Origin of the sequence: Aeromonas sp. 84A, assembly GCF_051919345.1 — a bacterium.
Classification (GTDB): Bacteria; Pseudomonadota; Gammaproteobacteria; order Enterobacterales; family Aeromonadaceae; genus Aeromonas; species Aeromonas veronii.
The window spans coordinates 1,932,687-1,945,644 of the sequence record NZ_JBQBEW010000001.1; the positions used below are offsets into that span (position 1 = coordinate 1,932,687).

The window sequence follows — 12,958 nt, forward strand, 5'->3', positions numbered from 1 at the left end:
TGGTCCTTGTCTTGTTGTTTAGGAGTTTTACCATGAATCAGTCTCTACTCAGTGAATTCGGTGATCCCGTTGCCCGTGTCGAAACGGCGCTGTCTGCCTTGCGTGCCGGAGGCGGCGTGCTGGTGGCCGACGATGAAGATCGGGAGAACGAGGGCGACCTCATTTTCGCCGCCGAATCCATGACCAATGAACAGATGGCGCTGATGATCCGCGAGTGCTCCGGCATCGTCTGCCTCTGCCTGCCCGACGAGCGGGTTCGCCAGCTCGAACTGCCGATGATGGTGGAGGCCAACTCCAGCCACTACCAGACCGCCTTTACCGTGACCATCGAAGCGGCGCAGGGGGTCACGACCGGTGTCTCGGCGGCTGATCGCATCACCACCATCCGTGCAGCCATCGCAGACGGCGCCAAACCGGGTGATCTGCACCGCCCGGGTCATGTTTTCCCGTTGCGGGCGCGAACCGGTGGGGTGCTTACCCGCCGTGGTCATACCGAAGCGACGGTCGATCTGATGCTGCTGGCTGGTCTCAAACCGTTTGGTGTGTTGTGTGAATTGACCAAAGAAGATGGCTCGATGGCGCGTCTGCCAGATCTGGTTGCGTTCGGTCGCAAGCACCAGATGCCGGTGCTGACCATCGAGGATCTGGTGCAATATCGTCAATTGTTGTCAGAACGTACAGCCTGAGCCTCATACGAAATTGTAATAAGGCAAAAATTTGGTTAACCTTTGTCCGTGCCCCCACCACACGGCACTCATTTTTTAGACGAATCTGGACAAAAACTGTTCATTCAAAAAAAAATGAGGGTTTTAATGCATTTATCTGTGGTGGGGACTATGCAAAGTAGGATTTTTTTGTGCCATAATCACGCCGCTTGCTAAACGTCTGGCGAGTTCAAGGGAGCTTTAAAAATGAAAAAATTGTTGTTGGTAGGTGTTGTTGGTCTGTCCGCTCTGCTGGGCGGTTGTGCAAACACCAGCGAACTGGAAACTTCCGTTCAGAATCTGTCTAACAAAGTTGACCAACTGGCTCAAGATGTTAGCGCAGTTCGTGCTGATCAGTCCAAAATCGCTGCTGATGTTGCCGAAGCCAAGCAAGAAGCTATGCGTGCTAACCAGCGCATCGACAACATGGCTACTTCCTACAAGAAGTAATCCATGCGAAAAAAATGGCGCAGTTTTGCGCCATTTTTTTTTTGCCTGAAATTCACCGTATCTCCACTATTCTCACAGTAACTTATTCCCACAGTACCTTCTTCGTACTTGACCCATGAGGTCATGCCGGTTTCCCGGCACTCCCCCATCATTACCAGCCAGTTCGATTCCGCTCAGTAGAGCAGACTATAGAGTTTTCGACGATAGCTCTGCGCCGCCGGTGTGCTGCCCATGGTCGCCAGAATATCGAGATAGGTCTTTCTGGCATCGCCGAATGCCAAATCCCGCTTGAGGATCTCCAGCAGCAGTCCCAACGCCTCTTCCTGACGGCCAGCCTGGTTGTATTGCACCGCCAGCTCCTGAGCCAGTGCAAAATCATCAGGCTGTTCTGCATGGCGGGCTTCCAGCGCGCGCAGCTCCGGGCTGTCTGCCGCTTGCAGGGCCAGCGCCAGTCGTGAGCTCAGGGTATGGAAGTGGCCATCCTGCGCCGCCATCGGGATGGTGCCGAGGCGCTCCTGCGCTTCATCCAGCAGGTTGAGGTCGAGCGCAGCTTGAATGAGCCACAGGCTGATGTCGTGACGTTCAGGAGCCAGCTGGTGTGCCTTGGTCAGATGGGCATAGGCGATGCTGGGCTGCTCGTCAGCCAGCGCCTGTTGTCCCTTGGCCAGCAACTCTTCCTCTTCTTTGGGGGCGAAGGCGGCGAAATACTGGCGCAGGGTGGCTTCATCCTGCGGCCCTTCGATGATCCCCTGTTCGTCAGGGCGACCCTGATGGAACAGCACCAGCGCCGGCAGGGCGCGCAGGCCGAGCTGACTGGCCAGCGGCTGCAACTGGGGATCGTTCATATCCACCTTGGCCAGGGTGACCTGCTCATTGGCGGGCCCAACCAGTGATTCGATCAGCGGTGTCATCCCCTGACACTCCGGCATCTGCGGAGCATGGAAATAGATGACGACCGGCTTCTTCATGGACGCATCGATAAGTTCAGCGTGAAAATTCTGGGGAGTAATGTCGACGATCATGAGTTGGACTCTTCAGAAATGGTGTTGAGTAACATGGGGTTAAGCGAGTGGCAATTCAAGCGCTCATCCAGCCGGTAAAAGGTCACAGGGGCTGCCGCCGCTGCGAGGCTGAGCCAGCCGCTGGCAAAGGGCCAATCCTGTACCTGATAAGGGGTGTCATCGAGCCGGTTGTCGAGTCGCCATCCTTCCTCCGGGATAAATCGTACCTTCTCCAGCCCCGCCGCTATGCCGCCACCGTGGGCTTTCAGTACCGCCTCCTTGCGTGACCAGAGCCGGTAGAAGGCGCTCTCCTGCTCTTGAGCAGGCTGTGCGCAGAGCCACTCATATTCACTCTGTGCATAAAAGCGGCGGGCCAGGGGGAGGGGATGCCGCCGCCGTTTGCCCAGTTCTATATCCACTCCAAGCGGCCCCTGCGGGCAGAGCGCCAGCACCAGCCAGCTGCCACTGTGGCTCAGATTGAACTGCCAAGCATCATCATGCAGTCGGGGCTTGCCGTGGGGGCCGTTGCAAAATTGCAGACTGGCGGCGGGTTGTTGCAGCCGCTCGGCCAATAGCTGGCGCAACAGGGCGCGGCTCACCAGATATTCCTGACGCCGTTCAGGATGGGTCATGGCTTGCCAGATATGCTGCTCATCGGTTGACAGCCATTCAGGCAATTGAGCAAGCAGCTCCTGGCATACCCTGGCCGGTTTTAACAAAAAAAGATCGGTTTCGATCATGATTTTTCACTTTAAAAAGGTGCTGAAGCAGGGATAAAAGCCAGTTATCTATGAGGCCTAAGGCTCTTTTTGCGATTGTATATTGTTTGGTCATGATCACATTAATTATGAAAAATCGTGCATTTCCTTGCAAAAATGTGAGCTTGATAGGGATTTTCACTTGCCTCGATAGAATTCTTGGATATAGTCGGGTGCTGTTGCCTTATAAATTGCCCTTTGGGGCCGTATTTTAACAAGATTTACTATTTAGCGGGGATAAAGGATTGCGCCACCTGATGCTACTGCTGGTCGCGCTCGGAATGGTGGGTTGTGCCTCGGCACCCCAACCCGAGGTCGCGAGCAAGATCGAAGTTTCCATGGTTGAACCTGTCATCGAACCGGAAGCTTCCCAGACACCCGATGTGAATGAAATCCTGACTGTATACAAAGAGTGGCGTGGTGTTCCTTACCGGATGGGTGGCAGCAGCCAGCGCGGTATCGACTGTTCCGCCTTTGCCCGTGAAGTGTTCCGCAATGCCGTCGGTATCGAATTACCCCGCGATACCCGCTCCCAAGTCCACGAAGGGACGCGCGTTTCCAAGCAGGATTTGGTCGAGGGTGACCTGGTCTTCTTCAAAATCAATCGTCGTCTCAACCACGTTGGTATCTATGTCGGCAATGGTGAATTCATCCACGCCTCGACCCGCGCCGGTGTGACGCGCTCCAAGTTGGATAGCCAATATTGGCGCAACAAGTTCTGGCAAGCTCGCCGGATCGATATCTGAGTCAGGCTGGACAAACGGCTCGCAGTACGGACTGTTTTTCCAACCTCACTTGAACCGGGCTCGATAGCCCGGTTTTTTATTGCCCTCGTTTAGACTTTCCCGAGTCAAATCACTATAGTGTGGGCCCGTTTTCTTCGGCAGGCTCAGCATGAAACCCCGCATCCCATCAGCCGGTGGCCCCAAGTCGGGCGACCGTAAATCCGGACTTCACTCCCGTAATCGCCATCAGGCGGGTTACGACTTTGAGGCGCTCTGCCTGCGAACTCCCGAATTGGCTGCCCACGTCTTTATCAATGACTACGGCACCCGCACAATCGATTTTGCCGATCCCGATGCAGTGAAGACCCTCAATCGCGCCCTGCTGGCCCATCACTACGGGATTGCCCACTGGGACTTGCCTGCCGGTTACCTCTGCCCGCCTATCCCGGGACGGGTGGACTACCTGCACTGGGCGGCCGACCTGCTGGCCGAGAGCGCAGGCCAGCTCCCTACCGGCAAGGGGGTGAGAGTGCTGGATATCGGGGTGGGGGCAAACTGTATCTATCCGCTGCTGGGGGCCCGCGAATATGGCTGGCGTTTTGTGGGATCGGATATCGATCCGGTCTCGGTCAAGGCGGCCACTTTGCTGGCCAAGAGCAACGGACTCGGCAACCAGATTGAGTGTCGTTTGCAGGGTAACCCCAACCATGTGTTTCGCGGCATTATAGGGCCGAAGGAGCGCTTCGCCCTGACGCTGTGCAATCCGCCGTTCCATGCGTCGCTGGAAGAGGCGAGTAAGGGGACGGAGCGCAAGCTGCGCAATCTGGGCAAGGAGGTGACAGGCGCCCCTGTGCTTAATTTTGGCGGCCAGAAGGCCGAGCTCTGGTGCGAAGGGGGCGAGGCGGCGTTTCTGGCCAACATGATTGCCCAGAGCAAGGAGTTTGCCACTCAGTGCCTCTGGTTCAGCTCGCTGGTGTCGAAAAAAGAGAACTTGCCGGGGGCGAAAAAGGCATTGAACCGGGTGGGGGCGCGTCAGGTACGGGTGATCGACATGGCACAGGGCAACAAGGTGAGCCGGATCCTCGCCTGGTCCTTTCTGGATGAAGAGGAATTGCGTCGCGGCTGGTCTAGCGCGCGCTGAGTCCCCACCACAAGGCCCGATGAGGGCCTTTTTTCATGATGAGCACCGCGAATTTTCCCTGCTGGCGGCATCTTTGGCAATCGATTTCCTCATTGGCAGATCGTGCTGGTTTGCATTGTGTAAGTAGTTACTTCCGCCTTGGTACAGGTGTACGCCGAGATTTTTTTTGCACTTACAGCTGAAACTTTAATAAAATAGGACTGGTTAGACCTCTTTACAGGCATTGAATCAAATAGGGATCGGTAGATGAAAGTTGTCGATTTTCTGAAGCGCAAGCGCGAAATTCTGGCGCAGCACCCCTTTGAGCTCAAGGATTGGCTCTCTCCGGCGATCCGCGACTACTGGCGTGAGTTTCAGCAAAAGGCACATCTTCACCCTTTGCTGGGTCGTGTGCTGGACTTGCAAGCCGAGTCCCAGAGCGAGCAACAACAGGATGCAGCAACCGTGGCACAAGTAGCCAACGGTCAGCCTGCCGTGGCTCAGGAACCCGCTGTTGAGCTGGGGGCCGAGGCGGCCGAGCTCTATGCCGCCCTGCAGGCCCGCATTGGTGAAGAGACCCATGTCGGCGAGTGGCTGCACGTCAGCCAGCAGATGATCGATCAGTTTGCTGCAGTGACCGGGGATCACCAGTGGATCCACACCGATCCGGAGCGTGCGGCCGCCGAGTCGCCTTTCAAGACCACCATCGCCCACGGCTTCCTGACCCTGGCGCTGCTGCCGCAGTTGACCGGCTCGGTCGATGAGGCCACCCCCGAGTTCCCGACCGCCCGCATGGTGGTGAACTTCGGGCTGGATCAGGTACGTTTCCCGTACCCCATCAAGGTGGACAGCAACATCCGCGCCCGCACCAAGCTGGCCCGGGTCACCCCCATCAAGGGTGGGCTGGAGTTGCTCAAAGAGATCAAGGTTGAGATCGAAGGGATCCGCCGCCCGGGTTGCGTCATCGAGTCGGTGACCCGCATCTACTTCTGAGCCCCCTCATCGGCATGAATGGTGAAACGGGCCCGCTGTCGTGTGCAACGAACAGCGGGCCCGTTTTTTTGCCTGTTTGTTGCAAGGGTTGAGGCGTCAGCCATAGTGCGCCGACCCCAGCTTGATATGACTCACAAAACGGTGCGCCGTGCAGTTAGCCAGCTCTCATTTTGGCGAGTTGGCCGCGTGAGGCGATAGCATTTTATGCCACTATTGGCTTCTTACTCCCGATCCTGGAGACAATAGTGCCCATCAATAACAAGATTATTCTGCCACTACTGCTGAGCCTCACCATCCTGCTGATCCCGACCCACTGGATCCCGCTGGAGGGGATCACCGTCATCGAGCAGCGGGTCGTGGCCATTTTCGTGCTGGCCGCCCTCTGCTGGATCCTGGAGCCCATCCCTATCTTTGCTACCTCGGTGCTGATCATCGTGCTGGAGCTGCTGTTGCTCTCCGACAAGGGGCTCTGGTTCATGACTGCCGACAAGGCCGAACCGGGGTTTGGTGAGCTGCTCAAGTCCACCGAGGTGATGGCGACCTTTGCCTCGCCGGTTATCATGCTGTTTCTTGGTGGTTTTTTCCTCGCCATTGCGGCGACCAAGTACCATCTGGACGTCAATCTGGCGCGGGTGCTGCTGCGCCCGTTCGGTCAGGATCCCCGGATCGTCATGCTGGGGCTGATGTTGATCACCGCCACCTTCTCCATGTTTATGAGCAATACCGCCACCACCGCCATGATGCTGGCCATCCTTACCCCGGTGCTGGCGGCGTTCCCCGACAAGGACCCAGCCAAAATCGGCTTTGTGCTGGCCATTCCGCTGGCGGCCAACCTCGGCGGGATCGGCACTCCCATCGGCACTCCGCCCAACGCAGTGGCCCTCAAATACCTGACCGGCGAGCATGCCATCTCGTTCGGTCAGTGGATGGGATTTGCGGTGCCCTTCGTGGTATTGCTGTTGCTGCTTGGCTGGTTTCTGCTGGGGCGCTTCTTCCCGAGCACCCTCAAGCGGATGGATCTCAAGATTGAGGGGCGCTTTATGCAGACCCCTCGCGCCTGGGTGGTCTACCTCACCTTTATCACCACCATAGTGCTCTGGCTGCTGGGGGATCTGCATGGCATGAGTTCCTACGTGGTCGCCATGATCCCGGTAGCAGTGTTCCTGACCACCGGCATCATCACCAAGGACGATCTGCACAAGATCTCCCTCGACGTGCTCTGGCTGGTATCTGGCGGTATCGCGCTGGGGCTGGCGCTGGAGGACTCCGGGTTGGCCGAGCGGCTCATCACCCACATTCCGTTCCACGAATACTCCACGCTGGCGGTGCTGATCGGCGCCTGTCTGCTGGCAGTGGTGATGGCCAACTTCATGTCCAATACCGCAACCGCCAATCTGCTGCTGCCACTGGTGGCGGCACTGGCGGTCAGCATGCCGGAGTTGGCCGAGTGGGGCGGCAGTCATACCCTGATCCTGGCGGTTACCATTTCGGTTTCGCTCGGGATGTCGCTGCCCATCAGTACCCCGCCCAATGCGCTGGCCCACGCCACCGGTCTGGTGGAGAGTCACCAGATGGTGCGCATCGGCGTCATCATGGGATTGGTCGGCACCCTGCTGGCGATGGTATGGATCTACCAGATTGCCGCTTGGGGACTTATCTGAGAGTACGGCCGGTTTCTCATCTGTTGCCTGCTCCATCATCGGAGAAGTGCCATGGCAGGTGATGACCAAAACAGAAAGAGGAGCCAACTTGGCTCCTCTTTCTGTTTGCAGTTGACTCAGAAACTGGCGCCCAGATTAAGCAGGTGCCTGAATTCGGTCTCTTTGTACTTTTGCTCGAGACCGACGAAATGGACTTCGCCATCTTCCCACTCCATCTCGCTCGACCAGGAGAGGCGCAGGTGGTCGTTGAAGTAGTAGCGCAAGCCCACGCTGCCGGTCACATCTCGATTCAGAGTGATATAGGGGGAGGGTTGATCCAGATAGAGCAGATAGCGCCCCTGACTGAACAGCTCCAGTTTTTCCCGCCATATCGGGATGGGTTGGCGATAATCCCAGTTCATGCTGGCAAAGGGATAGTCGATGATCCGGTTGCCTTTGAAGAGCAACCCAATCCCGCTCTCTTCCCTGAAGTAGGTCTTACGCAGACCCCCCTGCGCCACGAACTCCAGCCGACGGCGCTTTTCGTTCCAGAAGCGGTAACCCGGCCCGGTACCATAGTCGAGGCTGAGGTAGTTGCTCTCCAGCATGTCATATTCGGCATTGAGCGAGCTGCGCACAAACCACTGTTGATCGAAAAAGTAGTCAATGGTCGGGTTCAGCTTGTAGTCGTGGTTATCGGTGACGCTGTCAGACGTTTCGTAGGAGTACTCTCCGGAGAGGCTGTAGCGCCAGTCCAGATTGGCCAACTCGGTCTTGCCCTTGAAGTTGACGTTGTTGGTGTGCTTGTCCTTGTGTTTGAGCTTGATGTTGAGATCGCCACTACCGGTCCAGAGCCAGGCCTTGCGTTCATCCTGCTCATCCTTGAACAGGGTGAATCCACCTTTGGCGGTCGCCTTGGGTTTATCCTGATGCTCTAGTCGCCAGCGCTTGATGGCATCCCGCTTGACGGTAACGGCACCGGTATAGGGCAAAGAGATGCGTACCGACTCATCGCCAATCTCTTCGATGGTACCGGTCAGACGATCGCCATTGTTCATCCAGAGGATGTCTTTTGCCCACAGGGGATGGCAGATCACCATGAGTATGAGAGGCAGGTATTTCATGAGGTAAGGTGACTCCGGTGCGACTCGGGCGCTGCTGACTTAACCACTGACAAGCTGGCTGCTGATGGGGCGGGGCAGGCCATTTTTGCTCTCCAGCGCCGCCGTCACCTCATCCTGCATCACATCAGGTGCGCTGATAAAGCTTTCTATGGCCGGTGATAGCATCAGCGGGGCGCCATTTTCAAGCTCCTCTTCGGTGCGGGAGAGCGGGGAGTGTACCTCCAGCCAGCGCCGACCATCCGGTTCGATGGCTACCTTGACCGGTTGATTGATGACCCGTACCGGCGTGCCGATCGGCACAATCTTGAACAGGGCCTCAATATCGTCAGGTCGCAGCCGGATGCAGCCTGCACTTACCCGCAGGCCAACGCCAAAATCCTTGTTGGTGCCGTGGATCAGGTAGTCGCGCTTGCCATAGCCAAGGCGCATGGCGAACTTGCCGAGGGGATTCTCCGGGCCGGGGGGCACCACGGCGGGCAGGGTGATCCCTTTTTGCTCCAGCCAGGATTTGCGCACCATGGGGCCGGGCACCCAGGTCGGGTTGGGATTCTTCTCGATGACGGTGGTGGTCATCTCCGGAGTCTCGCGGCCGATATCACCAATCCCGATGGGCAGCACGATGACCTCGTTCTTCCCTTTGGGGAAGTAGTAGAGGCGCAGTTCGGGCAGATTGATGACGATCCCCTCGCGAGGCACATCAGGCAGCAGCATCTGAGTGGGCAGCGTCAAGCGGGTACCCGGCTTGGGTAAATAGGGGTCTACACCCGGATTTGCTTCAAGCAGCGCCAAAAATCCAATTTGTGTATTTTGGCCAACCAGCTCCAGATGCTCATTCTGCTGGATGATGTAATCCTCCAGCTCACCGATGAGGCGACTCCCGGCTGGTGGCAGCGGGTAGCGTTTGGCCTCTGCCGGCGCCGCGCAGAGCAGGATCGCTGCCAGCAGCAGGGAAAGGGCGGGCGTTAAGGATAGGAGCTTGAGTTTCGGCAATCGCATAAGAAGATCCATCAGTTCAATCGGGGCGGAACATCATCAACACAGCCGCCAGAATGGCGCGATTGTTCCTCAATCAGCCCATGATTACCAGCTTGCTGCGCACCCGCAATGATGTGGGGATACATAGGAAACCGGCCAAAATCGGCATCACCCATAAATTTGAGCGCCAAGCAGGGAAAAGAGACGCCTGATGGCAATGGGGGAATGTCACGATATGGATAATGGCCGGGTGTGCGAGCGGGTGGATACAGGGCCATACAAGAGTGGCCTCGCAACGTAAGCCGTGCGTAAAGCAATGTGAGCCTGCTCCCAGATATCTGATTCAGCCATTTGATATCTAAGAAATTTTTATTGCATCCTCGGCCCTGCTTGGGTAAAACTCTCTCCCCACGGAGAGATGCCGGAGTGGCCGAACGGGATTGACTCGAAATCAATTGTGGCAGCAATGCCACCCAGGGTTCGAATCCCTGTCTCTCCGCCAAATTGTAGTCCGAGATAGTCTGGGATAGTACAGGAAACCCGCATGGTATAAGGCCTTGCGGGTTTTTTAGTGTCCGGCGAAGTTCGGTTTGATTTGCCTAAAACCGGTGGTTTTTGGTACATGTTTTGGTACATGACGTGCGGCATTACGATGGAGCGTGTACCAATGCCAAGAATTACCAAACCCCTCTCTGCCACGGAAGTGCGTAACGCAAAACCCCGTGAGATCGAATGGACTCTTTCAGATGGAAACGGCCTTGAACTGTGCGTCTCCCCTAACGGGAATAAGCTATGGCGCTTTCGATACACTCGACCAAGTGGGTCGCGTACCCGGATCTCGCTAGGCGCATACCCGGAGATATCGTTGTCGGACGCCCGCGATCAGGCAGATGCATACCGCCGGTTGCTAGCCAAAGGCAAAGACCCCCAGGACCAAAAGGCTGAAGAACGACTTGCAGCCAACCTCACCTTCCGCATTGTTGCCGAGGAATGGAGGGCGCTGCACCAACGCAGGGTGACCGCTGAGTATGCCAAGGACCTGTGGAACTCATTGGAGCGGCATGTGTTGCCCGGGTTGGGGCATATCCCGATCCAGCAAGTGACGGCACAACATGCAATTGCTGCATTGCGCCCTCTCAAGCTGGAGGAGAAGCACGAGTCGGTTCGACGTAGTTGCCAGCGTATCAACGAGATCATGACGTATGCCGTTAACTCGGGCTACATCATGGCCAACCCGTGTGCAGGTATCCGTCAGGTATTTGATAAACCAACCAAGCAGCACTTGCCCAGTATCGAGCCAAGTCAGTTACCGGTTCTTCTCCGAGCAGTAAACCAAGCCAGCATTACCGTGATTACGCGTAATCTCATCATGTGGAGCCTCCATACCCTTGCTAGGCCGGGTGAGGCCGCAACAGCCCGGTGGGATGAAATTGACTGGGAGGCCAAGGTATGGCGTATACCAGCCGAAAAGATGAAGCGTCGCCGGGAGCATCAGGTACCTCTCACAGATCAGGCTCTCGATATTCTGCACGCAATGAAGCCGATATCGGGCAGGTTTCCCTACGTCTTTCCCGGGGAACGTAATCGACGTAGCCACTGTAACAAGTCAACGGTCAATATGGCTTTGAAGCGTATGGGATTCGCTGACAAGCTTGTAGCACACGGATTCAGGTCACTTGGAAGTACGGTGCTCAACGAGCGAGGGTTTGCAAAGGACTTGATTGAAGTCGCACTGAGTCACATGGATCGAGACGCTGTACGTGCAGCCTATAACCGTACCGATTTCCTAGAAAGACGCAGGCCTATGATGGAGTGGTGGAGCAACCACATTCAGACTATGGCGCGTAGAGCCACTGAGCTTGACGAGGAAGAGCCTGCGCTAGATGTCGAGGCTGACAGTGCCGAACTTGTTAATTGAAGCTAGCAGATCTTATTGAGCGGTTTAGCCTATCGAACAGCTCATATCATGAGGCCATTTGACAGTGTCATTGTGTCATTGTGTCACGACATCACTGCGAGCTTCTTGGCCCATGCCGGTGTATGTTCGCTCAGGTTCTGACGTCGCTCAGTCCTCCAGGGCGCTTGCTGGCCAAGGGATAAGGGGGCAGGTGCCCCCTTGTTCTTTGATTGCGCTATAGAGCCTCTGAGGCGCTCTGGGCGAACAAGCGCTGTGCTTCCTCTTCTGCCTTGCTGGCAAGCTCGGGGGCGAGTGGGGGCAGTTCGATGCCTTCCCGTCCGGCCACATAGAGTGGTCCACCCACATCATCATCGTAGTCATCGCCATTCTCATGGATGGCCCTCAAGTCGTCCTGAGTGAAGTCGTTGCCAAGCAACTGGGCTAAACGCAGCCATACCCAAGATTGGTAGAGGTTGTCCCGGTCGTACTCTTCAATGAGGGCGAGCATGGCCTGTGTATCGCCTCTCTGCGCTGCTTGCGTCAACCAGTGGTGGGCAGCTTGTTGGTTGTCGTGTTCCATTGCGAGCCATGCGATGGCTGCCGGGTCGCTCACCGTGGCTGGGTCAATGTCAAAGATGCCGCTATCCAACCTTGCTTCGGCCAGTGCAAAGCGTGCCTCGACGATGCCGCCTTGGGCGGCTTTGAGGGTGTGATGAAGCCAGCGTTGTTGTTCTTCCAACATTGCAGCGAAGCCGTTGGCAAACTCCAGTTCTGGACCGCTCAACACCATCCCTTCCTGTTGCTTTCTGTACCAGTAGCCGCTTGGCACGTCGGAGTTATCAATATAAGTCTCTGCATCACCCAATCGCTGTGCCAGCCACCAGTGCACCTGTGGATGGCCTCGTTCTGCGAAGGCCTCCAGTTGCTGCAGTGCCTGGAGGGCGATTGGGGGCTGATGGTAGGCATCAAGTTGCGCTAGTAGTGCCTGCGCCGCATCGAGTGGCGTCGTGCTGGATGGGGCAGGTTGGAGCTGCGCGTCGTCATCCTCGGCCTCATCATCGAGCCAGCCATCTTCCCATGTGTTATCCCAATCGTCCTCTCTAGTCAGGCCGAGAGCCTCGACTTGGATGCTCACCACGCCAGCACGTTGTAGATGTTGGCCAACCAGCAGCGACAGGGTCTGGGGTTGGGGTAACGCGAGCTCACGTCCTCGCTGCTCGAGTAGGGCGAGGTCAGGCTGACAGGGCCAAGGTGTCTGGTGCAGCACGATAGCCTCGGCTTGAAGCGCAGCATAGCTGCGGTAGCCGAAAGCGGCGGCGATCAGTTCGTAGAGGTGGCTGGTCTTGAGTGACAGTGCGCTTGAGTCAGCGAGTTGCTGGCGCGTGTCGTGCACGAATTGCTTGATGGTCATGATCCAATCTCCGAGTCCACGCTTCGGGTCAGGTGCACACGTTTAAGCAACCGGAAGGTGGATGCTGGGTATCAGATCATTAAGGATATGGGGTATTCAATGCCGGTTTGACTCGTGTGCAAGTCGTGCGGGCCGCACCCAAGCACGGTAGCTAACTGCG

Annotated in this window: 12 protein-coding genes and 1 tRNA gene; 8 read left to right on the forward strand and 5 right to left on the reverse strand. The window is 56.8% G+C overall.

The genetic code is table 11. The features are described from left to right. The first annotated feature begins 32 nt into the window (after window positions 1-32). The gene (ribB, locus tag ACTG20_RS08985) at window positions 33-686 is read left to right on the forward strand and encodes a 3,4-dihydroxy-2-butanone-4-phosphate synthase (protein WP_439987589.1); all 654 of its coding nucleotides are present in this window, start codon (window positions 33-35) and stop codon (window positions 684-686) included. Between the two features lie 225 nt (window positions 687-911). Further along, window positions 912-1,154, forward strand: a complete 243-nt coding sequence (locus ACTG20_RS08990; protein ID WP_005334342.1) for an Lpp/OprI family alanine-zipper lipoprotein — start codon at window positions 912-914, stop codon at window positions 1,152-1,154. A 173-nt stretch (window positions 1,155-1,327) separates the two neighbouring features. On the opposite strand, the gene ACTG20_RS08995 is transcribed toward ACTG20_RS08990, so the two are convergent. Both ACTG20_RS08995 and ACTG20_RS09000 read right to left on the reverse strand, forming a co-directional pair. Then, a complete protein-coding gene (locus tag ACTG20_RS08995; RefSeq protein WP_005353298.1) occupies window positions 1,328-2,176 on the reverse strand; it encodes a tetratricopeptide repeat protein in 849 nt (282 codons plus the stop codon). Then, the gene (locus tag ACTG20_RS09000; RefSeq protein ID WP_194495806.1) at window positions 2,173-2,895 is read right to left on the reverse strand and encodes a 4'-phosphopantetheinyl transferase family protein; all 723 of its coding nucleotides are present in this window, start codon (window positions 2,893-2,895) and stop codon (window positions 2,173-2,175) included. The genes ACTG20_RS08995 and ACTG20_RS09000 overlap by 4 nt, the downstream gene beginning before the upstream one ends. Before the next feature lie 275 nt (window positions 2,896-3,170). Here ACTG20_RS09000 and ACTG20_RS09005 point away from each other — a divergent pair, with 275 nt between their 5' ends. The 4 genes from ACTG20_RS09005 to ACTG20_RS09020 all read left to right on the forward strand — a co-directional run bounded on the left by ACTG20_RS09005 (window position 3,171) and on the right by ACTG20_RS09020 (window position 7,412). Next, window positions 3,171-3,659, forward strand: coding sequence for a C40 family peptidase (locus tag ACTG20_RS09005; protein WP_005334331.1), 489 nt, complete (start codon window positions 3,171-3,173; stop codon window positions 3,657-3,659). Window positions 3,660-3,807: 148 nt separating this feature from the next. Then, the gene (rlmF, locus tag ACTG20_RS09010) at window positions 3,808-4,779 is read left to right on the forward strand and encodes a 23S rRNA (adenine(1618)-N(6))-methyltransferase RlmF (protein WP_194495805.1); all 972 of its coding nucleotides are present in this window, start codon (window positions 3,808-3,810) and stop codon (window positions 4,777-4,779) included. A gap of 246 nt (window positions 4,780-5,025) precedes the next feature. Then, window positions 5,026-5,751, forward strand: coding sequence for a MaoC family dehydratase (locus ACTG20_RS09015; RefSeq protein WP_019445964.1), 726 nt, complete (start codon window positions 5,026-5,028; stop codon window positions 5,749-5,751). Between the two features lie 245 nt (window positions 5,752-5,996). Next, on the forward strand, window positions 5,997-7,412 hold the full coding sequence (locus ACTG20_RS09020; RefSeq protein WP_005334328.1) for an SLC13 family permease: 1,416 nt from the start codon (window positions 5,997-5,999) through the stop codon (window positions 7,410-7,412). A gap of 116 nt (window positions 7,413-7,528) precedes the next feature. On the opposite strand, the gene ACTG20_RS09025 is transcribed toward ACTG20_RS09020, so the two are convergent. Next, window positions 7,529-8,515, reverse strand: a complete 987-nt coding sequence (locus ACTG20_RS09025; protein ID WP_139463700.1) for a DUF481 domain-containing protein — start codon at window positions 8,513-8,515, stop codon at window positions 7,529-7,531. A 39-nt stretch (window positions 8,516-8,554) separates the two neighbouring features. Next, complete coding sequence (locus tag ACTG20_RS09030) at window positions 8,555-9,511, reverse strand: L,D-transpeptidase family protein (RefSeq protein ID WP_194495804.1); 957 nt, start codon at window positions 9,509-9,511, stop codon at window positions 8,555-8,557. A 391-nt stretch (window positions 9,512-9,902) separates the two neighbouring features. Between ACTG20_RS09030 and ACTG20_RS09035 the strand changes: the two genes are divergently transcribed. Then, a tRNA-Ser gene (locus ACTG20_RS09035) sits at window positions 9,903-9,992 on the forward strand. 165 nt (window positions 9,993-10,157) lie between these two features. After that, window positions 10,158-11,408, forward strand: a complete 1,251-nt coding sequence (locus ACTG20_RS09040; RefSeq protein ID WP_201902199.1) for an integrase domain-containing protein — start codon at window positions 10,158-10,160, stop codon at window positions 11,406-11,408. Between the two features lie 214 nt (window positions 11,409-11,622). On the opposite strand, the gene ACTG20_RS09045 is transcribed toward ACTG20_RS09040, so the two are convergent. Then, a complete protein-coding gene (locus ACTG20_RS09045; RefSeq protein ID WP_439987591.1) occupies window positions 11,623-12,798 on the reverse strand; it encodes a hypothetical protein in 1,176 nt (391 codons plus the stop codon). Window positions 12,799-12,958 lie beyond the last annotated feature (160 nt).

Coding starts and splice junctions, on each gene's coding strand:
- ribB (WP_439987589.1), top strand. CDS start 33: ATGAATCAGTCTCTACTCAGTGAATTCGGTGATCCCGTTGCCCGTGTC.
- ACTG20_RS08990 (WP_005334342.1), top strand. CDS start 912: ATGAAAAAATTGTTGTTGGTAGGTGTTGTTGGTCTGTCCGCTCTGCTG.
- ACTG20_RS08995 (WP_005353298.1), bottom strand. CDS start 2,176: ATGATCGTCGACATTACTCCCCAGAATTTTCACGCTGAACTTATCGAT.
- ACTG20_RS09000 (WP_194495806.1), bottom strand. CDS start 2,895: ATGATCGAAACCGATCTTTTTTTGTTAAAACCGGCCAGGGTATGCCAG.
- ACTG20_RS09005 (WP_005334331.1), top strand. CDS start 3,171: ATGCTACTGCTGGTCGCGCTCGGAATGGTGGGTTGTGCCTCGGCACCC.
- rlmF (WP_194495805.1), top strand. CDS start 3,808: ATGAAACCCCGCATCCCATCAGCCGGTGGCCCCAAGTCGGGCGACCGT.
- ACTG20_RS09015 (WP_019445964.1), top strand. CDS start 5,026: ATGAAAGTTGTCGATTTTCTGAAGCGCAAGCGCGAAATTCTGGCGCAG.
- ACTG20_RS09025 (WP_139463700.1), bottom strand. CDS start 8,515: ATGAAATACCTGCCTCTCATACTCATGGTGATCTGCCATCCCCTGTGG.
- ACTG20_RS09030 (WP_194495804.1), bottom strand. CDS start 9,511: ATGCGATTGCCGAAACTCAAGCTCCTATCCTTAACGCCCGCCCTTTCC.
- ACTG20_RS09040 (WP_201902199.1), top strand. CDS start 10,158: ATGCCAAGAATTACCAAACCCCTCTCTGCCACGGAAGTGCGTAACGCA.
- ACTG20_RS09045 (WP_439987591.1), bottom strand. CDS start 12,798: ATGACCATCAAGCAATTCGTGCACGACACGCGCCAGCAACTCGCTGAC.